This window comes from Erwinia sp. TECH1, assembly GCF_054057575.1.
Window position 1 is genome coordinate 3249338 of record NZ_JBSRZK010000001.1, and the last position, 26195, is coordinate 3275532.

4 protein-coding genes are annotated in these 26195 nt (G+C 61.2%); 2 read left to right on the forward strand and 2 right to left on the reverse strand.

Translation table 11 applies throughout. From position 1 onward, the window contains the following. Positions 1–104: 104 nt before the first annotated feature. Positions 105–18911, reverse strand: a complete 18807-nt coding sequence (locus ACVWZ0_RS15285; RefSeq protein ID WP_253459842.1) for an Ig-like domain-containing protein — start codon at positions 18909–18911, stop codon at positions 105–107. Between the two features lie 1014 nt (positions 18912–19925). Here ACVWZ0_RS15285 and rcsD point away from each other — a divergent pair. Together rcsD and rcsB are read left to right on the forward strand one after the other, a co-directional pair. Next, positions 19926–22577 carry a phosphotransferase RcsD gene (gene rcsD, locus ACVWZ0_RS15290; protein WP_253459839.1) on the forward strand — a complete coding sequence of 884 codons (2652 nt, stop codon included), beginning with the start codon at positions 19926–19928 and terminating at the stop codon, positions 22575–22577. A 1-nt stretch (position 22578) separates the two neighbouring features. After that, the gene (gene rcsB, locus ACVWZ0_RS15295) at positions 22579–23229 is read left to right on the forward strand and encodes a response regulator transcription factor RcsB (RefSeq protein ID WP_034938033.1); all 651 of its coding nucleotides are present in this window, start codon (positions 22579–22581) and stop codon (positions 23227–23229) included. 55 nt (positions 23230–23284) lie between these two features. Here rcsB and rcsC read toward each other — a convergent pair whose 3' ends face one another. Continuing rightward, entirely contained in the window at positions 23285–26140 is a 2856-nt protein-coding gene (gene rcsC, locus ACVWZ0_RS15300) for a two-component system sensor histidine kinase RcsC (RefSeq protein ID WP_253459836.1), read from the reverse strand. Between the last annotated feature and the right edge of the window lie 55 nt (positions 26141–26195).

The window sequence follows — 26195 nt, forward strand, 5'->3', positions numbered from 1 at the left end:
TCTTTATTTTCGTTTATGCTTTTTTTGTTGTTACAAATGATAAACCCTCCTTAACGTTAACATCCCTGCGCGAGCCATACCGCCCTCGCGCAGGGAAGGTCTTGTTATACCAGATGAACCTGAAGATTATGCTGGATCAGCACATCGCCCAGGGTGTTTGCCGCATCCAGCGCCGAGTTGTGGTAAACGTCGAATACCTGCCCGTCTACCGTACGCTGCGCAGTGGCAGCCCAGGTGCCGCCGTCGCCGTTGGCCAGCGTAACCTGATCGCCGGTTACCCCCTTGATCATCAGATCGTCGGTCTGTTTATCGGTAATATTCAGCGCCTCGTTGAGATCCAGCTTGACGCTGTTGGTGCCGCTTTGCCCTAAGTTGATGATTTCGATATGCTCCACCTTCAGCCCGAGCGTGGTGAGATCCAGCGTCATATGCTCGCCGTTGAGCACCAGCGTATCGGTACCCGCACCGCCATCAATATGCGTAAAGTTCAGCGTATTAAGCGTTACGGTATCTTCGCCGCTGCTGCCCGCGACCGACGCACCCTCTACCATCTGACCATCCGCCAGCGCCGCGATTAACCCACCGATGCTGTAGCTGCCGTCATCGGCTACGGCGGTCGTAGCGGATGCATCCGCTGTAGCCGTAGTCTCTGTCGTGGTGGTGGCATCTGTCGTGGTGGTGGCATCTGCCGTGGTGGTGGCATCTGCCGTGGTGGTGGCATCCGCCGTACTGCTGGCCGTCGCGCTGTCTGACTCGCTGTGTGCCGCGTTCGCCGTCGCCACCTGTGCGGAAGCCGTAGCCACAGAGGCGTTGCCGGCGTCGCTGGTATCCGCAGAGGCGATAGCCGTGGCATCATCCGCCGCCATTGCCAACAGCGCCGTTGCCGCCGCCGCAGAAGAGGTGCCCGCAGCCGGCAACAGCGATCCCAACAGCAGGGTGTTACTGGTGGTGGCGCGGTTGCCTGCCACATCTGCTGCGGTTACGGTAACGATAGAGTTCAGGCTTATAGAGGTTAACAGGCCGCCGGTGAACTTCACGCTATAGCGGCCAAGCGCATCCGTGGTGGTGGTCTGCGTTGAACCGTTCAGCGTGACGCTCAGCGTAGTGCCCTGCGGCAGGTTCAGCGTGCCGCCGGTCACGGTCAGCCCTGTCAGCAGCACGTTGACCAGGCTCAGCACCGGATCGACGCCAATAGCCGGCAGGTTATGGGTAATGGCCGTAAAGGTATTACTGCCGGTGGCGGTGTTGCCTACCACATCAGATACGGTAGCCGTGACGGTATAGCTGCCGTCTGCGATGCCTTTCAGCGTGGCGGAAGGCACCGTGACGCTCCATGCACCTGTAGAACCCACGGTTGTGGTGTAAAGGTTGCCCGCAATATTAACCGTCACCGTACTGCCGACCGCATTAACCGAGCTGCCGCTAATGGTGGCCGGCGTGTTGGCCTCGCTCAGATTGAGGTAGTGGTCGCCGCCAAACATGGTGCTGTTATTAATAGTCACGCTTGGCAGCGTATGGGTTTTCACCACCGCCGTATCGGTACCGGAACCGATATTCCCTACCGCATTGGTTACGCTGGCGGTGACTGTCGCGTTGCCATCCGGCAGCGCGGCCAGCGTCGCGGCCGGCACCAGCACGCTCCAGGTGCCGTTCGCGCCGATAGTGGTGGTCAACGTCGAGGTGCCTACGCGCACGTTCAGGATCGAGCCTTCGGCATTGGTAGACGAACCGGTAATCGTCTGGGCGGTTTGCGCATCGACCGCGCTCAGCAGGCCATCGCCAAAGATGCTGGAGATAGTGACCGACGGCGGCGTCTGCGCAATCACAACCAGCTGTCCGGTATTGGTCGCCACGTTGCCGTAGCTGTCCGTTACCGAGGCGTTGACCGTCAGCACGCCGTTCGCCAGCGCGCTGAGATCGGCTTTCGGCACGTTCAGCGTCCAGCCGCCGCTGCTGTTAACCGGCGCCGTGTAGGTTTTACCGTTCAGCGTAACGGTCACAATGGAGCCGGCCGTAACGTTACGGGCTATACCGCTGATAGTCTGGACGGTGTTGATATCGTTGGCGCTGAGCACGCTGTCCCCAAATACCGTATTGACCGTCAGGGTTGGCGTAGTCTGGATGCCAACCCGCACGCCCGTGCTGGCGCTGGCGGTGTTGCCTACCGCATCGGTAACGGCGACGCCCACGGTAAGATTACCGTCCAGCAACGTGCTGAGCAGAGCAGGCGACACCTGGGCGCTATAGGCGCCGTTCGCACCGACCGTGGTGGTAACAATGGTGTTGCCGAGGTTGATGGTAACGGTCGATCCCGGCGCTACATTGCTGGCCGTCCCGCTGATGGTCTGCGTGACCAGCGATTCCACCAGGTTCAGCACGCCATCGCCGCCAAAGACCGGGTTTAGCGTCACGGTTGGCAGCGTATTGACGCCGACCGTCGCGCCGGCGTTAGCGGTAGTAGTGTTGCCTGCGCTGTCCGTTACGCTGACGCCCACGGTCAGGTTGCCGTCCAGCAGCCCTTTCAATAACGTCGGCGTTAGCGCCACGTTAAAGGTGCCGTCCGCTGCCGTGGCGGTCACAAATTGCGTCCCGGCTACGTTAACCACCACCCGCGATCCCGGCTCGGCATTGGTAATGGTACCGCCGATGGTCTGGCCCAGCGCCGCATCCGCCGCGTTAAGCAGGCCGTCGCCAAACAGCTGCGCGATATTGACTACCGGCGCGGTCAGCTTGGCCACCAGGTTGCCGGTGGTGGTGGCGATGTTGCCTGCCGCATCGGTCACGCTGGCGCCCACCGCCAGGGTGCCGCTGGTCAGCGTACCGAGAATGTCCGGCGTGACCGTGGCGGTAAAGGCGCCGTTCGGCCCTACCGCCGCCTGCACCGTAGAATTGCCCAGCGTCAGGTTAATGGTCGAACCGGCCGCTACGTTATTGACCGTGCCGCTGATGGTCTGGTTAACCAGCGCATCGGCGATATTCAGAATGCCGTCGCCAAAGATTGGGTTAAGCGTAATGGATGGCTGGGCGGTAAAGATGCCGATAGTGGCCGACGTTGACGAGGTGTTGCCCGCCGGATCGGTCACCGAGACACCCAGCGTCTGGTTGCCGGTGGTCAGCGCCGCCAGATCCAGCGGCGGAATAGTCACGTTCCATGCGCCGCCCGCCTGAAGCGTGGTCTGGTAGGTTTTGCTGCCCAGCGTCACGGTCACCGTGGAGCCGACCGCGCCGTCAATGGTGCCGCCAACCGTCTGCGCCAGCGCCGCTTCGGCGATGTTCAGCAGGTTGTCGCCGCCAAACAGGCCGGTGATGGCACTGATGGTCGGCGCTTCCAGAATGGCGGTGACGGTTTCACCCACGGTGCGGGTGTTGCCTGCGCCATCGGTCAGCACAATGTTCAGCGCGGTGTCGCCATCGCTTAACAAACCAAGCAGGCTTGGCGGTACGACCAACGCGAAGCGTCCATCCTGACCGACATCCGCCGTCAGCGTGGTGCCGCCCAGCGTCAGCGATACGGTCGCGCCAATCCCGGCGGAGCTGGCCAGACCGGTAATGGTTTGCGCTACCGTGGTGTCGACCGCGTTCAGGAAGCCGTCGCCGAAGACGGAATCCACCACCAGATTCAGCGCCGCGTTGACCACTTTATTTACCGTCAGCGTGGCGTCGGTGGCGTTGCCCGCGGCGTCGTTAACCCGCAGGCCGAACACCAGCGTGCCGTCAGTGAGGCTGCCCAACACCTCCGGCGTCAGATCAAGGCTGAAGGTGCCGTCGGCATTGACCAGCGCCGTGGCGATCGGCGCGCCGTCACCCAGATAGAGGCCGATAGTCTGGCCTTCGGCACCGCTAGCTGTTCCCGTCACTACCTGAGTGGTCAGGATATCCGCAGCGTTCAATACGTTATCGCCCACCAGCGCGTCCACCGCAATCAGCGGTGCGCCGGTGTCTACGGTAAAGTCGCGCGTAATGGTGCCGGTGTTGCCCGCCGCATCGGTCAGCGTGGCGGTCAGAGTTTGGCCCGCCTGGCCCAGCGCCTGCAAATCACCTGACGGCAGCGTGGCAGACCAGCTGCCGTCCGCCTGAACGATGGCCGTATAGGTCTTGTCATTCAGCGTGAGGGTTACCGCTCTGCCCGCCTCACTGGCGGACGCCGTCCCGCTAATTATCTGGGTAACCGCCGCTTCCGCGCCGTTCAGCACGTCGTCGCCGGCAAAGGCGTTGATGGTGACGACAGGCACGGAGCGATCCACCAGCACCTGGCTGCTTGCCTCCAGCGTAGTGTTCTGATCGGTGGTCAGCGTCGCGGTTACGGTGGCGATGCCGTCGGCGATATTCGCCGCCGTGTTCGGCACGGTGAGCGTCCAGGTACCGTCGACGCTATTGACCACGGCCGTTCCGGCCTGCGCCACGCCGTTGATGCTGACCGCTACGGTTCCCGTCACCGCGCCGCCGCCGTCGACAGGCAGATTAGCGAATGTTCCGCTCAGCGTCAGCGTCGCGCCGTCCGTGCTGTTGATGATGTTGTCGTCGGAAACCGGCGCCAGCGTCAGCAGCGGCGTTGGAGGCGGCGTCAGGTCGACCGTGACCGCAGCGGTCGCGGTGCCCGTATTGCCTGCGACATCCACGACCGAAGCGTTGATGGTGCCGGTATCGCCTGTCGTGCCCAGCTGCGCCAGCGCTTCCGGCGTCAGGTTAACCGACCAGCTACCGTCTGCGGCTACCACGCCGCTCACGGTCGCCGTGCCGATGGTGACCGTCACCACCTGGCCTTCGCCCGCGCCGGTCGTGGTGCCGCTCAGCGTCTGGGTGGTCAGGCTTTCCAGATAGTCCAGCGCCCCATCGCCGGTGAATGGCGTGATGGCGATGGTTGGCACGGACGTGTCGACGGTAAAGCTGCCCGTCGCCGTCGCCGTGTTACCACCGATATCTGCCGCCACCACGGTATAGTTTTGCAGCCCCTGATCCAGCGCGCCCAGCTGCGCCGTGGAGAGCGGCAGCGTCCAGTTGCCGTCTGCATCTACCGTTGCGTCGTAGTTAACGCCGCCCAGCGTGACCGTAACGGCCTGGCCCGCGCCTGCCAGCCCGGTAGTGCCGGTAAGCGCCACGCCCGCAGCCACGTCGGCCGCGTTAAGCCAGGTATCATCAAAAGGCACATCCAGCGTCGGCGTTGGTGCGGTCAGCGCGGCGGTGAAGCCGAGCGAACTGGTATTGATATTGCCCGCCGCGTCAATCACGGTAACATCTACGGTGTGCGCGCCGTCAGCCAACGCGCTCAGCGCCCCGGCTGGTAGCGCCACCGCCCAGTTGCCGTTGGCGTCCACGCTGCCGGTATAAGTAATACCAGCTACGTCGATTTGCAGCTGCACGCCCTGATTCGCTCCGGTGACGCCCGTGGTGCCCGCCAGAGTGATAGCCGTTCCCGCCTCGGCAATATTCAGGATATCGTCGGTAAACAGCGGTGAACCGATGGTCGGCTGCGGCAGCGCCAGCAGCGCGTCAAAATCAAGCGTGGCCGTGCTGGCATTGCCTGCGGTATCGGTCGCGGTGACCGCAAAAGTATGGGTGCCGCTGCCCAGCGCGGTCAGCTGTGCCGAAGTCAGATCGAGCGTCCAGTTGCCGTTGGCGTTGACCGTCGCCGTTAGCGGCGCGCCGCCGTCGATAGCAACAGTGACCGTCTGCCCCGCCGCGACCAGCCCGGTGTTACCGCTCAGCGTCTGCGTGGTGGCAGCTTCAGCCACGTTGAGCAGGCCATCGGTAAATGGCAGATCGATGGTGACCGCCGGCAGCGCGTTAACGGCGACCAGTGCCGAATCGCCGGCCGTCCCGACGTTGCCCACGGCATCCGTGACCGTCACCGTAATCGGCAGCGTGCCGTCCGGCAGCGCAGAGAGCACGCCAGCCTCCAGAGGCAGCGTCCAGTCACCCGTAGCCGGATCGACGTTCGCCTGGTAAGCGGTGCCGTTGATATCCACGCTAACGGTTTGCGCACCGGTAATGCCGGTGGTGCCCGCCAGCGTCTGGCCCGCTGCCGCCTCGGCGGCGTTTAATATGCCATCGACGAAAGGCTGGGTCAGCGTCGGCGTCGGCAGACCGGTAACGATAGCGGTATAGGCCAGCGAATCGGTGCTGCTGTTGCCCGCCACATCGGCAACCGTCACGTTAATGGTGTGCTCGCCGTTGCCCAGCGTGGCCGCCAGCGCAGGCGTCAGCGTGGCCGTCCAGTTGCCGTTGTCGTCGACCGTAGTGGCAATGGCGTTGCCGTCGATATTCAGCGTAACCGTCTGGCCCGCGCCGGTAATGCCGGTGGTGCCGTTAATTACCTGATCGACGCCCGCTTCGCCAGCGTTCAGCAGGCCGTCAATAAACGGCGTATTGATCGCGGCCGTCGGCAGCGTCGTGACCAGCACCTCGATGCTGGCTTCGGCCGTCGCCGGGTTGCCCGCCGCATCCGCGCTGGCGACCGTCAGCTGATAGAGCCCGTCGGTCAGGGCGGCAAGCGTGCCTGCCGGCACGGCGGCGCTCCATGTGCCGTCCGCATTGACCGCGCCGGTAAAGGTTTGATCGCCAAGCGTAACCGTTACCGCCGTGCCGACGGCAAGGTTGGTCGCCGTGCCGGTCAGCGTCTGTTCTGCCGCCGCTTCGGTCGCGTTGACCAGACCATCGACGAACGGCGTATTCAGCGTCAGAGCCGGCAGCGCATTGACCGCCACGGTCAGGTTGGTGACGCTGGTAGCGACGTTGCCGCTGGCGTCGGTTACCGCCACGCTGAGCGGAGTGGTGCCGTCGCCCAGCGCCGTCAGATCGCCACTGGCGATAGTCAGGCTCCAGTTGCCGTCCGCATCTGCCGTGGTCGCGTACACCTTGTCGTTAAGGGTGACGCTCACCGGCAGGCCCGCATCGGTGGTGCCGCTGACGACCAGACCGGCCGCCGCTTCCGCCGCGTTCAGCACGTTATCCACGCCCGCGCTTAACGCCACGTTCAGCACCGGCGCGGTGGTATCAACGGTAAAGTTATCCGCTGTCGTCGCCACGTTGCCCGCCACGTCGCTGCCGCTGGCGGTCAGCGTATTGGCGCCCGGCGTCAGCGCCTGTACCGCAGCAGCCGGCACAGTAGCGCTCCAGTTGCCGTCGGCGTCAACGGTGCCGGTATAGGTCGCGCCGTTCAGCGTTACCGTCACGGTGCCGCCTTCCGGGATGCGCTGGCTGGAGCCGGTGATCAGCACATCGCTCTGCGCTTCCTGATTATTGACCACATCGTCGCTGGTGACCGGATCGATTGAGATAGTCGGCAGGCTGGCGGCCTGGGCGACCACGGTAAACTCCGCAAAATTGCTGCCCGTGTTGCCCGCCACATCGGCGACCGTGGCGGTCAGCGTTTGCGCGCCGTCGGTCAGCGCGGCAAGATCCGCCGCCGGAACCGTCGCGGACCAGCTGCCGTCCGCCTGCACCAGCGCCGTATAGGCGACGCCGTTAAGCGTGACGGTCACGGTCTGCCCTGCCGTCACGTTGGTGGTGGTGCCGGTAACGGCCAGATCCGCGCCCGCTTCGCTCTGATTAAGGTAGTTATCGCCGCTGATGGCATCCAGCGCCACGGTCGGCTGGCTTGCCAGGCTGGCATCGACCACGACCGTCAGCGCCTGAGTGGACACGTTGCCCGCCGCATCGGTCAGGCTGACGCTCACTGGATAAGTCCCGTCCGCAATGCCCTGAGTGACGCTGGCGGGCAGATTGACCGTCCAGTTGCCGTCGTCCTGCACCGACTGTTGATAGTCGACGCCGTTGAAGGTGACGATCACCAGCTGGCCCGCTTCGCTGGCTGAAGCAGTGCCCGTAATGGTTACCGGCCCTACGCTTTCCGCCGCGTTGATAATGTTATCGCCCGCGACCGGATTGACCGTCAGCGTTGGCGCAGTCAAATCAACGCTAACAGAAGTCGTCGCGGTGCCCGTATTGCCGATGGCATCCGTGGCGGTCACGGTGATGCCCTGAACGCCTTCGCCCAGCGCCTGTAGCGTGGCGGCGCTGACCGGCAGCGTCCAGTTGCCGGCGTTATCCACCGTGGCGGTGTAGTCCGTTCCGGCAATATTGACCGTTACGGTCTGGCCTGCGCCGGTCGCGCCGGTCGTGCCGCTCAGCGTCTGATCGCTCTGCGACTCGGTAACGTTGATGTAGCTGTCGATAAATGGCGTATCCAGCGTTGGCTGTAGCGCCACGGTCGACAGCGTGATATCGGCAGCGGTTGAAGCCGTGTTGCCCGCCGCGTCGCTAAGGGAAACGGTAACAGGATAAGTGCCGTTCGGCGACGCCTGAAGCAGACCGGCCGGCAGCGCAAGGCTCCAGCTGCCGTCCGCCGCGATGGCGGTGGTGTAAGTCTGGCCGTTCAGCGAAACCGTGACCAGCTGACCTTCTTCCGCGCCGGTGCTGCCGCCGCTGACGGTGATATCCGCCGCTGCTTCGCTACCGTTGACCACGCCGTCGCCCGCCACCGGATTAAGCGTCAGGGTCGGCGCGACGGTATCCACGGTGACCGGCACCGCCACCGTGCTGGCGTTGCCGGCCGCATCGGCTACGGTAACCTGTAGCGCGTTTGCGCCCTGCGGCAACGCCTGAAGTTCAGCGGTCGGGATAGTGACGCTCCAGTTGCCGTTCGCGTCTACAGTGCCGGTATAGGTGGTATCGCCCACCGCCACGGCAACGGTTTGCCCGTCGCCCGTTACGCCAGTAGAACCGGTCAGCGTCTGATCCGTCGCCGCCTGTGCGCCGTTCAGCACGCCGCCGTTAAATGGCGTATCCGCCGCGACCGCAGGCAAATCGTTGACCTGCACGTTCAGCGTAGCGGTGCCGGTTGCCGTAGCACCGCTGGCATCGGTCGCGGTGACGGTCAGCGTGTTAGCACCGTCCGCCAGGCCAGCCAGCGAGGCGGCCGGGATCACGGCGTTCCATGTGCCGCCGGTGCCGACCACGCCGGTAAAAGTTTGTCCGTTAAAGGTGACGGTCACCGGCGCGCCCTGCGCCAGGCCGGTGGTAGTGCCGGTAACAATCAGCGCATCCTGGGCTTCCGCAGCGTTCAGGTAGCCGTCGGTGCTGAGTGGATCGAGGCTGATGCCCGCCGCCGTGCTGTCCACGGTTACATCATGACTGACGGTGATCGGATTGCCCGCCGCGTCGCTGACCGCCACGCTGAAGGTCGCCGTGCCGTCAGCCAGCGTCGCCAGCGCGGAAGAAGGGATCGCCACGCGCCATGCACCGCTGGCCAGCACGCGCGTGGTGTAAGCCACGCCGTTAAGCGTGGCGGTCAGCTGCTGCCCAGCCTCGACGTTAGTGGTCGTACCGCTGAGATATTGCGTAGTCTGCTGTTCGGCGCCGTTAAGCGTATCGTTGCCGGTGAAAGGATCGACAGAAAGGGTTGGCAGCGCGGCCGCGCTGGCTTTAACCGTCAGCGGGCTGTCGGCGGTTGCGCTGTTGCCTGCCGGATCGGTCACGGTAGTGGTGATCACATAGCTGCCGTCCGCCAGCGCGGCCAGATCGGCTGCCGGCACCGTTACCGTCCACTGGCCATCCGTGCCCACCGTGGTGGTGTAGTCGATGCCGTTCAGCGTTACCACGATAGCGGCATTAGCTTCACCTGTGCCGCTAACGGGCAGATCGCTGCCCTGTTCCGCCGCGTTAAGAATGTTGTCGCCAGCGATAGCGTTAACCGCAACCGCAGGCGGCAGCGTGTCCACGCTCAAGGTCAGCGGAGCAGTCGCCGAGTTGCCCGCCGCATCGCTGACGGCAACGGTCGCCAGGGTATCGCCCTGCGGCAGCGCCTGTAGCACTTCCGGCGACAGAACGATGCGCCAGTTGCCGTCGCCGTCAACGGTGCCGGCATAGGTGCTGCCGTTAATAGCGATGCTGACGTTCTGACCGTCGCCCGTGAGGCCGGTCGTACCGGTCAGCGTTTGCGCCGTTCCCGCCTCGCCCGCATTCAGCGCGCCGTCGGTAAACGGCGTCTCGATAGCCAGCGTCGGCAGCGTGGTCGCTACGTTCAGCGTCGCCTCGTTGGTCACGGCGTTGCCGTCCACGTCAGGCACGCTGGCGCTGACGGTCACCGGGCCTTCAGCCAGCGCCGCCAGATCCGCCGCCGGTACCGTCAGGCTCCACGTACCGCCCGTCGTTACCGTAGTGGTGTAGTCAATGCCGTTCAGGGTTACCGTCACGGTATTGCCTTCCGGCACGTTAGAAACCGCACCGCTCACGGTCAGATCGCCCTGCGCCTCCGTGGCGTTCAGGTAGCCGTCATCGCTAAGCGGGTTAATGGCTACCGAGCTGATATCAGTATTAACATCGAAGCTGCCGCCTGCCGTAACCCCATTGCCCGCCGCATCGCCCACGGAAACGCTATAGGTCTGCGTGCCCGCTGGCAGCGCTGCCAGTACCGCAGCAGGAATAGTGACGCTCCACGCGCCGCTGTCCTGCACCAGACCGCTGTAAACCGAGCCGTTCAGCGTCACCGTCACCACCTGGCCCGCCTGGACGTTAGTGGTGGTGCCGCTGATTGTCTGGCTGACCTGCTGCTCTGCGCCGTCCAGAATGTTGTTGCCCGCAAAATTGTCCAGCGTCAGCGTTGGCAGCGTAGCGGCATCGGCCACTACCGTCAGCGTGCTCTCCTGAGTCGTCACGTTGCCTGCCGCGTCGGCGGTCGCTACGGTCAGCGTGTAGTCGCCGTTGGCCAGCCCGGCCAGATCCGCAGCCGGAATAGCCAGCGACCACTGGCCGTTAGCGCCTGCCGTGGCGGTGTAGTCCGTGCCCTCCAGCGTGACGGTAACGGTTGAACCGTTCTCTGCCGTGCCGCTAACGGTCAGCGGCTGCGCCTGCTCTTCGGCGTTCAGGATACCGTCGCCGCTCAGCGGATTAACCGTCAGCACAGGCGTGCTGACATCCACAACCAGCGCGCTGGTTTGCGTGACGGCGTTGCCCGCCGGATCCGTCGCGGTGACGGTGACCGGATAGCTGCCGCCGGTTAAAGCGATAGTCGCCGTCGCGGGAACCGTAACCGTCCAGTTGCCGTCGCCGTCTACGGTGGCGGTATAGACGCTGCCGTTCAGCGCCACGCGCACGCTGTCGCCCGCTTCGCCGGTGCCGGTAATAGCCAGCGGCTGACCCTGTTCGGCGACGTTCAGGAAGTTGTCTTCAGCGATAGCCGCAACGGTCAGAACTGGCGCAGCGGTATCTATGGTAATGGCGTGAGGCAGCGCCAGGCTGCCGCCGCTGGCAGGCGAGGCGGTAACGGTCAGGGTGTAATCACCGTCCGCTACGCCCGCCAGCGCCGCGGCCGGGATCGCCGCGCTCCACAGGCCGTTTGCGCCCACGGTCGCCGGATAATCCGTGCCGTTAAAGCTTACGACTACCGTGCTGGTGTCATCAGGCACGCTGCCGGTCACGGTAAAGCCCTGGGCGGCTTCGGCGGCGTTGATTAAATCATCGCCGGAAACGGCATTGATAATCAGAGTCACGTCTACCGCCGTATCCAGCGTCAGCGTGGTGTCCTGGCTCGCGACGTTGCCCGCAGGCGAGGTCGCCGTTACGGTCAGCGTATTAGCGCCTTCCGTGAGGTTAGCCAGCGTGCTGGCCGGTACGCTAATCGTCCACTGCCCGCCAGTGCCGACGGTAGTGGTATAGGTAGCGCCGCCCAGCGTAACGGAGATAGTGTCGCCTTCGCTGCCGCTGCCGGTAATGTTCTGCGCCTGGCCTTGTTCGACCTGGTCAATGGTATTGTCGCCGGTGACCGGATCCACCGTAAAGGCTGGCGTCGCGGTATCCACGGAAAGACCCAGGTTTTGCGTAGCGGTATTGCCAAAGGCATCGCTGGTGCTGACCTGAAGCGCATAAGGGCCGTCGGCCAGCGCCGCCAGATCGGTCGCCGGAACGGTTACGCTCCAGCTGCCGTCCGTATTGACCGTGGTGGTATAGGTTACGCCGTTCAGCGTAACGGTAACGTCATTGTCAGCCGTGCCCGTGCCGCTGATAGCCAGCGCTGCGCCCTGCTCGTCGGCGTTGATAATGTTATCGCCGCCTGCGACCGGATCCAGCGTCAGCGTTGGCAGCGCAGTGGCCACGGTGATAACTGGCGCTGGCGTAATGGCGGAAACGTTGCCCGCCACGTCGGTGACCGTCACCGTCACGGCAGACTGTCCCTGTGGCAGCGCCTGAAGCACCGCCGGCGCCAGATCCAGCGTCCAGACGCCGGAGCTGTTAACGGTGGCGGCATAATCGGTGCCGCCGATGTTGACCGTTACGGTCTGACCAACGCCTTCCTGCCCCGTGGTGCCGGTCAGCGTCTGCGTGACGCCTGCTTCCTGGCCGGTCAGGGTGCCGTCAATAAACGGCGTTTGCAGCGTGGGATCCGGCACGCGATCGACGTACACGTTCAGCGTGTTTTCGCTGGTCACGGTATTGCCGTTTTGTGCGATAACGCTGGCCGTCGCGGTTTGCGGCCCTTCTGCCAGCGCCTGCAAATCTGCTGCCGGGATAGTCGCTGTCCAGCTGCCGTTTGCCGCTACGGTGCCGGTGTAGGTTTGGCCGCCGAGCGTAAAGGTGACCGTGCTGCCAGCCGCCACGTTCGCCGTAGAGCCGGTAACGGTCAGATCCGTCTGCGCCTCAAGCGCGTTCAGATAGCCGTCGCCGCTGAGCGGATCGAACGCCACGCTGCTGAGCGTACTGTCGACGGTAAAGGTTTTGGCAACGGTACTGCTGTTGCCTGCCAGATCGGCCACGGTGACGCTGAGCGTCTGCGTGCCGTTGGCCAGCGCGCTCAGATCGGCGGCCGGGATCGCCACCTGCCAGCCGCCGCCGGTTTGCACCGTGGTCACATAATCGGCACCGTTAAGCGTTACGGTGACCGTTTGCCCCACTTCCGCATTGGTTACCGTCCCGCTGAGCAGCTGGTCGGTCTGCTGTTCCGCGCCGTCGATAATATTGTTAGCGGTCAGATCGTTAACGGCAATAACCGGCGCGCTGGTATCCACCACCAGCGGCGTGCTGGCGGTGGTCACGTTACCGGCCGCATCGCTGGCGGTAACGGCAAGCGTATAGTTACCTTCCGCCAGCGTATTTACCGCCGTGTTGGGCACGGTCAGCGTCCACTGACCGTTAGCGCCAACAATAGTGTTGTAAACGGTGCCGTTCAGCTCGACGGCGATAGTGTTGCCGGTTTCGCCCGTGCCGCTGACCACCAGCGGCTGGCTGGTGTCGGCAGCGTTAAGATAGCCATCGCCGGAGACGGGGTTCACCGTCAACGCTGGCGGCGTCAGATCCACATCCAGCGTGCGGGTCAGCGCAGAGACGTTGCCTGCCGCATCAACCACGCTGACCGAAACAGGATAGCTGCCGTCGGTTAACGCCAGCAGCGCCGCCGCCGGCAGCTCAATGCTCCAGCTGCCGGTGCCGGTCACCGTCGCGGTATAGGTGGTGTTGTTCAGCACCAGCGTGACCACGTTGCCCGGCTCGCCGTCGCCCGTTACCGTCAGCGCCTGGCCCTGCTCCGCCAGGCTCAGGCGGTTATCTTCCGCCAGCGCATTCAGCGTCAGCGTCGGCGTTGAGGTATCTACGGTAAAGGTATTGGTCAGTGAAGAAGTATTGCCAGCCGGATCGGTGGCGGTCACGGTCAGCGTGTTATCGCCCTGCGGCAGGCCTTGCAGCACCGCATTGGGCAGCGTGACCGACCAGTTGCCGTCCGCATCCACGTTTGCCGTATAGGTGATGCCGTTCAGCAGCAGGCTAACGGCCTGGCCGCTGCCGGTAATGCCGGTCGAGCCGGAAAGGGACTGGTCGCTGAGCGCCTCCGTGCCGTTCAGCGCACCATCGATAAACGGCTCGTTCAGCGTCACGGTAAAGTCTGGATTAATAGCGGAATCCAGGCTCTGCGTGGTAGCGATCTGGTTGCCGTTAACGTCGGTCGCCGTCGCGGTGATCGTCTGGTTGCCGTTAGGCAGGCCGCTCAGCGCACTGGCCGGAACGGTCACGCTCCAGCTGCCGTCATTATTGGCGGTGGTTTCATAATCCGCATTGTTAAAGCGCACCAGGATGCGCGCACCAAAGGCGACAAAGCGGGTGCTGCCGTGGATCACCAGCGGGTTTTGCGCTTCAACGGTGTTGATAGCGTTATCATCGCTGATGACGCCAATAGCAATTGAGCTAAAGGTATTATCGATGGTATAGCCGCTGGTCGCCGTGGCCGGATTGCCCGCGACGTCGGCCACATCAACGGTAAAGGTTTGCGTGCCGTTGGCCAGTCCGTAATAGGCCGTAGCCGGCACCAGCACGCTGTAGCTGCCGTCCGCCTGTACGGTACCCGTATACTGCGCGCCGTTCATGGTCAGCGTAACGATCTGGCCTGCCTGAACGTTGGTCGTGGTGCCGGTAACCAGCTGATTGAGATCCTGCTCCGCGCCGTCCAGCACGCCGTCGCCCGTGAAGGCGTCTACGGCGATCGTTGGCTGCGCGCCCGCGCCCGCCACTACCGTCAGCGGTTGCAGGCTTGACGTAGCGTTGCCCGCGCTGTCCGTGGCCTGCACGCTCACCGCATAGGTGCCGTCCGTCAGCGCATTGACGTCGCCAGCAGGCACGCTGACGCTCCAGTTGCCGTTGGCGTCGGACACGGCGTTATAGGTAACGTTATTAAGCGTAACGACAATCGCCGATCCCGCATCGGCCGTGCCCGTTACGCTGAGCGCGGCGTCGTGTTCCGCCGCGTTCAGATAGCCGTCGCCGGAAACCGGCGCAATGGTCAATGCAGGCGTCGCGGTATCCAGGGTTACCGGCGTCAATGAGGTGGTCTGGTTACCGCCCGCGTCCGTAGCGGTCACGGTAATATCATATTTACCGTCCGGCAGCGACTGTAGTGCGGAAGGCGAAATCGCCAGGCTCCAGTTGCCGTCCGCATCTGCGCCGGTTAAATAAGTGACGCCCGCCAGCACTATGCTGAGCGTGCTGCCCGCTTCCGCCGTGCCGCTCACGGTCAGCGGCTGGTTCTGCGCCTGCGCGTTAATCACGCCGTTATCGCCCGGAATGGCGACGTCCAACGCTGGCGCGGCGGTATCGACCACGATTGGCGTGGTTGAGCTGGCCGTATTGCCCAGCGAATCCGTAACGGTAACGACAATATCTGCGGTGCCGTCCTGTAGCGAGGCCAACGCCGGCGGCAGCAGCGCCACGCTCCAGCTGCCGGTAAGGGTATCGACGGTAGCGGGATAACTTACGCCGTCAACGGTTACCGTTACCGCCTGATCCGGGAAGTTGACGCCGGTATTGCCCGTCAGCGTTTGCGCCGCCGTGCTTTCAGCCGCGTTCAGCACGCCGTCGCCAAACGGCGAGTTAAGGATAATTTCTGTCGGGAACGAAGTACGCACGTTCACGTCGCTGGTGCCGGCGATCGGATTGCTGTTGGCGTCCGTGCCCGTCACGGTAACGGCATAGCTGCCGTTGGCAATGCCGGTCAAGGCGGCGGCAGGCACGGTTACCGTCCAGCTGCCGTCCGGATTAACCGTAGAGGCGTAATCCACGCCGTTAAAGGTAACCGTCAGCGGCGTGGCGGCGGCAAGGCCAGCGCTGCTGCCGCTGATAACCAGATCCGCCTGCGCTTCTGTCGTGTTAATAGCGTTATCGCCGCTGACCGGCGCAATAGCCAGCGCGGCCACGGTGTTATCAACGGCCACCGCAAAACTGCCGGTGGCGTTGCCGGTATTGCCCGCCGCATCGCTGACGCTAACGGTATAGTTTTGCGTGCCGTTCGCCAGCGCCGTTAGCGTGGCCGCAGGCAGCGTGATATTCCAGTTGCCGCCCGGCTCAATGCTGCCGGTAAAGATTGTGCCGTCTGCCAGCTGCAGGGTCACGGGGCTGCCTGGGGCGACATTAGTGGCCGTCCCGGTCAGCACCTGATCGACCGTGACTTCTGCGCTGTTCAGCGAGCCGTCGGCGGTGAGTTCATTAACCGTCACGATCGGCGTGGTGGTTGCATAGGTTACAGTGGTATAGGTCTCGCTGGCGTTACCGGCCGCATCGGTGGTAACGACGGTGACGACGTAGGTGCCGTCAGCAATGGCGGCCTGGCTGTCCGGGCTTAACGTCGCCGTCCAGGCGCCGGTAACCGGGTCGACAGTGGCGGGCACGTCAACGCTGTCAAAACGCACCAGCACCGTGCTGCCCGGCTGGGTGGTGCCGGTAATAACCAGCGGCTGACCAACTTCGCCCGCATTCACATAGCCGTCACCGCCCAGCGGATTAACCGTCGCCGTCGGCGGCGTGGCGTCCACGGCCAGCGGAATATTTTGCGTGGTGCTGTTGCCGTAACCGTCGGTAGCGACCACGCCCAGCGTGTAATCACCATCGGCAAGCTGTTGCAGATCGGAAGCCGGAATATTCACGTTCCAGCTGCCGTCCGGGTTAACGGTGGTGTTATAGGTCACGCCGTTCAGCGTGACGGTGACGCTCTGACTGTCAGCGCTGACGCCGCTCAGGATCAGCGGCTGGGTTACATCGTCCTGGTTCAGCGTCGCATCCGGTGGCGTAACGGTAAGAGCTGGCGCGGCGGTCGCTACGTTTACCGGCGTGGTCGAGGTGCTGCTGTTGCCTGCCGGATCGGTAATCACTACGGTGATATCGTTGCTGCCCTGCGGCAGGTTTTGCAGCGAGCCGGCCGGCAGCGTCACGCTCCAGCTACCGTCGTTGTTGACCGTGCCGGTATAGTCCGTGCCGCCTATTGTCGCTGTGACCGACTGGCCTGCGCCCGCCACGCCGGTATTGCCGGTCAGCGTCTGATCGGCGCCCGCTTCACTGCCGCTAATAACGCTGTCGCCGAAGGGCACATTAAGCCCGGCGTTCGGTTCGGTGGTAATAACGTTAAGCGAAGCGGCAGAGCCATTTTGTACGACGGTGCCGTCCGCCAGGGTGGCTGACGCGATAATGAGATTCTGACCCTGCGACAGCTGTTGCAGATCGGCGGCGGGGATGGTGGCGCTCCAGCTGCCGTCTGCCGCCACGGTGGCAGTATATTCGCGCCCGCCCAGCGATACCCGGATAACCGTGCCGGCAGGAAGATCGGCTGAAGAGCCGGAAACGGTGAGATCGGACTGCGCTTCGGTAATACTGAGATAGCCGTCGCCGCCCGGCGCATTAACGCTAATGCTGCCGATGCCAAAGGCTGGTACGGTGAAATCGTGCGTGGTGGTTGCCGCCGCGCCCGCCGCATCGGTAACGGTGGCGGTAATGGTCGTGGTGCCCGCCGCCAGCGCCTGTAAGGCGCCAGCCGGAACGGTCACGCTCCACGCGCCGCTGCCGTCAACGGTGGCGGTGTAGGTTTGGCCGTTCAGGGTAACGGTAACGGTCTGGCCCTGCTGCACGTTGGTGGTGGTGCCGCTGATGATCTGCGCCTGCTGCTGCTCGCCGTTGTCCAGCACGTCGTCGCCCGCAAAGGCGGCGATGGTGATGGCCGGAGCGGTAGCCGGGGCGCTAACGGTGAAATCGTGCGTGGTGGTTGCCGCCGCGCCCGCCGCATCGGTAACGGTGGCGGTAATGGTCGCGGTGCCCGCCGCCAGCGCCTGCACGGCCGCAGCCGGAACGGCCACGCTCCACGCGCCGCTGCCGTCAACGGTGGCGGTGTAGGTTTGGCCGTTCAGGGTAACGGTAACGGTCTGGCCCTGCTGCACGTTGGTGGTGGTGCCGCTGATGATCTGCGCCTGCTGCTGCTCGCCGTTGTCCAGCACGTCGTCGCCCGCAAAGGCGGCGATGGTGATGGCCGGTACGGTCGCCGGGGCGTTAACGGTGAAATCGTGCGTGGTGGTTGCCGCCGCGCCCGCCGCATCGGTAACGGTGGCGGTAATGGTCGTGGTGCCCGCCGCCAGCGCCTGCACGGCCGCAGCCGGAACGGCCACGCTCCACGCGCCGCTGCCGTCAACGGTGGTGGTGTAGGTTTGGCCGTTCAGGGTAACGGTAACGGTCTGGCCCTGCTGCACGTTGGTGGTGGTGCCGCTGATGATCTGCGCCTGCTGCTGCTCGCCGTTATCCAGCACGTCGTCACCTGCAAAAGCGGCGATAGCGATGGAAGGCGTGGTGGGCGTGACCGCACCGGCCTCTACCGTAAAGGTTTCAGCGGTGGTCGCCGTGGCGCCTGCATTGTTGGTCACGCTGATGGTCAGCGTATTGCTGCCTTCCGGCAACGTAGCCAGCGCGGCGGCCGGTAAGGTGATGCTCCAGCTGCCGTCTGCCCCGACCGTGGTGGTATAGGTCACGCCGTTGAGCACGACGGTAACGGTGTTGCCCGCTTCCGTGCCGCTGGTGGTGCCGTTCAGCGTCTGGTCAGAATTTTTTTCCGCCGTCGACAGGGTATTATCGCCGGTTAACGGATTGACGGTAAGGGATGGCGCTACTGTCACTGCATCATCACCGCCGCCACCGCCGCCGCCCGCCAGTGCGGCGACGCCTGCTGCGCCAAGACCAAGCGCGCCAATACCTGCGGCGGTGATAACGCCGGTGGTAGCACCGGTATCAGCCAGCAGCAGCGGTTCCAGCGAGCCAAGCGACTCATACTGTGGCGTAATCGCTACCACCGCCTGCGCATCGGCGAATTCGTTGGTGACCGGGAAGAGTGCGTGCTCAGGCGGATTGACGCCGTCATCAAAAACCAGCTCGCTGTGATCGCCGTCAACGTCATCCAGGAAGAATTGCTGATAGCGTTTAACGCTGCCGTCACGCATGTGGACGATGAGATCGTTACCCTGGCGTTCGAACTCGGTCACCATGGCGCGGGTTCCGTGAATGCGCACTACGCTGGGTTGATTCAGGAGGATGGTATTGTTGGAATTCCCTGCTGCGACCTGAGAAAGAATGCTGCCATCGTCGCGCGAAAGTATTTCCACGCTGCCATCAGTAAGCTGAGCCATAGTAACCTCGTGTACACCAGACATTGGATGTTTCGCACGTAAACATGAAGAAAACCTTCAGCTTTACGCGCAAAGTAATAGATCGCCTTACCCGAGGGCAGGCGGCTTTACCTGGTGCAACGACATTTCCGGACGGCGTAGAAATGTTAAAAACAATCTAAAAAGAGGCGCTGATACGCTATTTTTTTTAACTTTTATCTTTCTGATAGTATGAAAAACCCCGCCACTCGCCTTGATTAATATTTATCGACAGGATAAACATAATTTATAATTTGACTTAGTTTACAATTCTGGAAACTGTCAACTATCAAGTAAAATTGATGAAATAACGCATTAATAAATTGATTTAACTTAAGGAATTTTTTTAAGGAAGTGTAAAAACTGTAACAGTTTCCAGAAAATTTTCTGCCGCTGCTGCGGCTCGTTTTTTTTGACCGCGCGCAAATTTTCATATCAGCGTGCAGAAATCGGCAAAGGCAAACGGCAGGGGTAGTACAAAAAAACAGCAAGAGCGTAAAGCGGAGCTAAAGCGCGTCAAAACGTTTTTTTTACCTTTAGCCAATGATTTGAGTTAAGCGAAGATCGCGCGCTATCCACCAGGAGTTATCTGTAAAATCACCTTTAGCCTCAATATTTGATTAACAGGGGCTTTTTTTCAGGTTATTTAACACAAACGCCCGCGTCGCTATGGTTTTGTCGCGATATAATATGCGCCTTGCCCGTGGCGCGTTCTTCTTTAATTTAGCGAAATGTGATAAAAAGTAGTGTTTACCGCGACAAGCTTTTAACGGAACCTATGACGATTCAGGATGCCAGACCCGCAAGCGCCTGCGCGCTGGCAGCACCCCACGCGATTTCTTTGTTTACGCGCGCGTGGCCGCACAACAGATCCGTGTGTTCCCATGAATCGCCAGGCAGCCACTGCCCGTCTTCCGTTGTCTCATCCGGCCTTTTGTTCGCGGCTTGCCTTTACCTGTGCCTGACTGATGGCTCGTTAACTGGGGTTCCACGGCTATGATGCCCTACAAATTTCCACTGACTTCCGGTAACGTCACCCGGTTTTTCGTGATGTTTATCCTGGTACTGCTGTTGGCATCCGGATTTATGATCCACAACGCCGTTAACGCCTGGCTGACCGATAAACGCTATGCGATGGCGGATATCGCTCACGTTATGCAGAAGCGTATCGACACCTACCGGTTCGCTACCTGGCAGATTTATGAAAATCTTGCGGCCAATGCCGCAGGCTCGCCGCCGAACAGCCTGCAGGAAACCCGCCTGCGTCCCGATGTCTATTATCTTGAGAAAACCCGCCGTAAAACCGAAGCGCTGATTTTTGGCTCGCACGACAGCAGCACGCTGGATATGACGCTGCGTATGTCTAACTATCTGGATACGCTATGGGGCGCCGAAAACAGCACCTGGTCAATGTATTTTCTCAACGGGCAGGATAACAGCCTGATTTTAATTTCGACGCTGCCGTTAAAAGATATGGCGACGCGTTATAAAGAGAGCGCCATCAGCACTATTGTCGATGCGCGCCGCGCGGAGATGCTCCAGCAGGCCAACGCGCTGGACGAGCGGGAAAGCTTCTCGCCGCTGCGCCGCTTTACCTGGCAGAATGACCACTATTTTACCGTGCGCACCACCTTTAACCAGCCGGGCCACCTGGCCACCGTGGTCGCCTTCGATTTGCCGATTAACGATCTGATCCCACTGAATATGCCGCTGGAAAATTTCCAGCTGAAGCAGGATATGGCCGGTACCGGCAGCAGCGCCAGCGTGGATGAAGACAGTACGCACAGCACTAAAGTCACGCTGCTGAATCCCAATGTAGAAATCGCCGCCTCGCTGTCCAGCACGCCGTTGCAGCTGGTTTATCGCGTGCCGATCCTCGGCCTGATCGCCGACACGCTGCGTAACCTGATGTGGCCGCTGCTGGCGAATTTTGTGCTGCTGCTGCTTTCGTTGGCCGGTCTGCTGCTGCTGCGCCAGCAGTCGCTGCGCCCCAGCGAAAACCAGAGCGCCGAACTGGAGTCGCTGCGCATCCTCAACGAAGAGATTGTGGCCAGCCTGCCGGTTGGCCTGCTGGTGTATGACTTTGCCAGCAACCGCACGATTATCAGCAACAAAATCGCCGAGCACCTGCTGCCGCATCTCAATCTGCAAAAGATTATCAATATGTCCGATCAGCATCAGGGCGTGTTGCAGGCTACCGTCAACAACGAAGTTTATGAGATCCGCCATGCGCGCAGTATGCTGGCGGCCAGCACCCAGCTGTTTATGATGCGCGATCAGGATCGCGAGCTGTTGGTGAATAAAAAGCTGCAAAAAGCGCAGCAGGTGCTGGATAAAAGCCACCAGACGCGTCAGCAGCTGTTGCAGAATCTGGGACACGCGCTGAACCGGCCGCTGGGCGATGTGATCGGCCATTTGCAGGCTATCGAATCCGCGCAGCCTGGCGAGCAGCTGGAAGACGCGCTGCAGGAAGCGCAGGCGCTGCGTCGGCTGGTGGATGATATCGTGCTGTTAAATCGTCTGGAAACGCACGACTGGGCGCCGGACGCCGAAGCCTTTAACCTGCAAAGCGTGCTTGATGAGCTGGTGACCGAGGCCCTGCCCTCGCTGCGGCGTAAGGGGCTGAAACTGGTGGTCAGCAACCGTCTGAACAGCGACGAGAACCGTTTTGGCGATCGGCGCGCTATTTACAAAATCCTGACCACCCTGCTGCACTATTCCATTACCAGCACCAGCTGGGGCCGCATCTCTATTGAGGTCAGCCATCCTGCCGATCGGCCGGACAGGCTGGCGATTGAAATGGTGGATACCGGCGCCGGACTGACGGTGGACGAGATGGGCAACACCGATTTTCCTTTCCTCGGCGAAACCAGCTTTGACCGTTTTGGTCAGGCTTCGGGGCTGGCGTTTTTCCTTTGTAAGCAGCTGTGCAAACAGCTTGGCGGGCATCTTGAAATTGTCGCGCGTCCCGATATCGGCACCCGTTACAGCATCCAGGTTCATGCGCCGCAGGAACACCAGCAGGCTCAGGAAGAGAAGCTGCTGGAAGGTCTGACCGCGTTAATTGATATCAACGTGGATGAGGTCAGAAAAATTGTGGTGCACCAGTTAGAAAACTGGGGCGCCAGCTGTATTACGCCGGACGAGCGCTTTTCCGGACAGGATCACGATGTGCTGGTCACGGACGACCCGGCCAGCCTGACGGCCTGGTCGCTGCTGCTGACGGATGATGAGGCGGGCTACACCGCGCTTTCCCGCGATCGCTTCAGGGTGAATTTCAATATCAGCAGCGCTATGCAGGATGCGTTACTGCAGCTTATTGAGCTTCAGCTGGCCCTGGATGAGACCGAAGAAGAGGAGACGCCTGCGCAGCTGTTCGCGCCAGGCTATTTCCAGCTGTTTGTTGAGACAGTACCAGATGATGTAAAGAGATTGTATAATGAGGCAGCAGAAAGGGACTTGAGTTCGCTTGCTCAGACTGCGCATCGCCTGAAGGGTGTGTTTGCCATGCTTAATTTGACACCGGGCAAGCAGCTTTGTGAAACGTTAGAACAGCACATAACCGAGTGTGACAATTCAAACATTAAAAATACCACCAGTGAAATTGACCGCTACGTCAACGAACTGCTGCAGCAAGGTAACCAATAATATGAACAACCTGAACGTAATTATTGCCGATGACCATCCTATTGTTCTGTTCGGCATTCGCAAGTCACTTGAACAGATTGAATGGGTCAATGTTGTCGGTGAGTTCGAAGATTCCACAGCATTAATCAACAGCCTTTCCAAGCTCGACGCCAACGTCCTGATCACCGATCTGTCGATGCCTGGTGAAAAATATGGCGACGGTATTACGCTGATTAAGTATATCAAGCGTCACTATCCGGACCTGTCGATCATCGTTCTGACCATGAACAACAACCCGGCCATCCTCAGCGCCGTGCTGGACCTGGACATTGAAGGGATCGTGCTGAAACAGGGCGCGCCAACCGACCTGCCTAAGGCGCTGGCCGCACTGCAAAAAGGCAAGAAGTATACGCCGGAAAGCGTGGCTAAACTGCTGGAGAAAATCAGCGCGGGCGGCTACGGCGACAAGCGCCTGTCCCCGAAAGAGAGCGAAGTGCTGCGCCTGTTTGCGGAAGGTTTCCTGGTAACCGAAATCGCCAAGAAGCTGAACCGCAGCATCAAAACCATCAGTAGCCAGAAGAAGTCGGCGATGATGAAGCTGGGCGTGGATAACGATATCGCGCTGCTGAACTATCTTTCATCCGTCAGCACCATGCCGGTGGATAAAGACTAAACCCCCAGGGCTTGTCCTGAGCCTGGCTCCCGCCAGGCTTTTTTTATTGTCCGCGTTACCCTTCCCGGCTTTTCCTGACCCGATCCGCGTAAAACGCCAGCGTCTGCTGTAGCGTGTCCAGCGTAACCGGCTTCGACAGACAGTTATCCATACCCGCTTCCATACAGCGCTGTTTTTCTTCCGCCAGCGCGTTGGCGGTGACGCCGACCACCGGGAAGGTCAGGCCCAGCTGCCGCAGGCGCTGCGTCAGGCGATAACCGTCCATATTCGGCATGTTGACGTCGGTCAGGACAATATCAATCTCGTTGCGGCTCAGCACGTTGAGCGCATCCACGCCATCCTGCGCCGTTTTCACCCGATAGCCCAGCGAGCCAAGCTGATCGGACAGCAGCATGCGGTTGATAGGGTGATCGTCCACCACCAGGATAAGAATATCTTCGTTGGTGACGCTTTTCTCGTCCGTTTCCGGCAGCTCTGACGAAGCGTCCGGCATCTCTACTTCAACACGATAGATGCGTCCCAACAGCGCGGGCAGCTCGTGCGGCGTGGTGGTGCCGTAAACCCAACGCCCCGGCGAGAGCTCCTGCGGGCCATCGTTATGGCTGCCGTCAAAGCGGATAGTCGCCCGGTGCACCTGCTGACTCTGGAAGTCGTAATCGGTCACGATCACGTCATCCGGCTCGCAGCGGCTTAGCTCATGCAGGCGCTGCACCTTCAGGCCGTGCCCGTCGAGCAATTTTTCCAGGAAAGCGGCCAGCGCCTCGTTACGCAGTTCCAGCCAGCAGGTTTTGCCTTCCAGGCCTTCGTGCCGCTGCGGGGTTTTCACCTTGCTGTTATAAAGCGGAATGCGCACGATAAACTGGCTGCCCATTCCCGGTTCGGAATCGACCTCAATATCACCGTCCATCATATTGATCAGCTTTTCACAGATAGCCAGCCCCAGGCCGGTGCCCTGGAAATTACGCTGCACGCCGGTGCCGACCTGAAAGAACGGATCGAACAGGCGGGTGATCTCTTTGGCCGGTATGCCCACACCGGTATCACGCACGCGGAAAGCCAGATAGCCGTCTTTAACGTAGGCCTGCAAAATAATGCCGCCGGTGTGGGTAAACTTAATTGCGTTGTTCAACAGGTTAGAGATGACCTGCTGAAGGCGGATCGGATCGCCGTCCAGCGTGACCGGCACGTCGCTGTCGATAAAGCACCAGAGCGTCAGGCGTTTTTTCACCACCATCGCCAGATAGTTAGAGGCGATATGGGTGATCACCTCGCGCGGCGCGAATTCCCGTGGTTCAATACGCAGCTGCTCGGACTCAATTTTAGAGAAGTCGAGAATATCGCTGATGATTTTCAGCAGCAGGCTGGAGGAGTTATTCATCGCCGTGACCAGCGACTCTACGCCTTTCGGCAGCGCGCGGGTTTGCAGCAGATCCAGGTTGCCGATAATGCCGTACAGCGGCGTGCGCAGCTCGTGGCTGACCGTGGCCAGGAACATGGATTTCGACTGGCTGGCCTGCTCGGCAGCCTGTGCCATTTCCTGTAGCGACTCTTCCATTTTCACGCGTGCGCTGACGTCCACCAGCACGCAAATCGCCACGTTTTCGTTGCGATAGCGCGAATGCACAAAGCTGATTTGCAAATTGGTATTGCTGCCGGTCAGCACGTCGACAAAGTTAACCTGCTGGCCGCAAATAATTTCGGTCAGGCGCTGCCTGTCTTCCTGCGTCAGCATACTGAGGTAGTTATGCGCCAGCTCGTTGCTGAGGATATTGGTGCCGTCGCTGGTGCGCAGGATGCAAATGCCGACCGGAGCAGAGGCGACGATTTTACGGTTAAACTGCTCGTGCTCTTCCAGGCGATGGGCATTATCTTCGGCGGGCAAAAACATGCGCCGCTCAAACAGCCAGGCCAGCGTAAACAGAATAATGGCGCTGATGACGTTCAGCAGGATGGCATTGATGATCAGCATTTTCAGCTTTTCGACCATCTCGTTGGTCTGCACCGAATAGACCATGGTCAGCGAAGACGGCGTCAGCGTTTTTTTCAGCACCAGCTGTTTGTAGCCGTTGATATAGCCGAACCAGGTACTGTCGTCGGGCAGATCGTCCAGCGATACCCGGCTGCCGGGCCGGGAAGAGGCCAGCACGCGCTGATTGTCTGCGTCCAGCAGCATAGCATTGACCGGGAAGCTGCCCGGCACCACAAAATCATCCAGGCGGATGGTTTGCTCAATGCCCAGCAGCGCCGCCATTTTGCTGGCGACATACACCGGCGTCACCATATAGTAGTAGCCCGTACCGGGCTGGCTGGCCGGCGCGATCCAGAAGAAGCTGTTTTTGCGCTCTTCATCATTGCCGCTGCGGTATTTCAGGATGCGTTCGTGCAGCGCTTTCAGCGCGCGCTCGCGGTCGGCGGAGGCGTTGCCGACGCCAAAGTCTGCCAGGCACAGGCTTTCACCGCCAATAAAGAACACCCTGTTCAGCTCATAGGCGGAAGCGAAATTGGCTTTCCAGTAGTGCAGGAAATAGCTCAGCGACTCCAGCGAATTGCGCCAGACATCGCTCATGGCGCTACAGTCAGAGTCGGAATAGAGCGGATAGAACTGTGGCAGCGCCGTTTTGCCGGGAAAAACGCCGTTGAGCACGTCAAGGCCATTGGCGGACGCGTTCAGCCGGTTCTCGGCGATATATTTCAGTTCTCGCGTAACGTCTGTAGAATGGCGAATATACCACTGCGCCTGCTCAAAGCTGGCGTTGAACTCCTGCCGTACCTGCGCCTCTTTCTCGTGCAGCACGTTAATAATATAAAAGGTGGTGAGCAGCGCACCGAGCGTCCAGAGCATCAGCGCCAGCGCCCGGAACAGATAGCGAGAGATCCTTAACGTTGTTCTGAACGAGACTAAATATTTCAAACGGAACCTACAGTGGCGGCTGGTCGGGATGACAAATACGATCCCGCTACAGTAC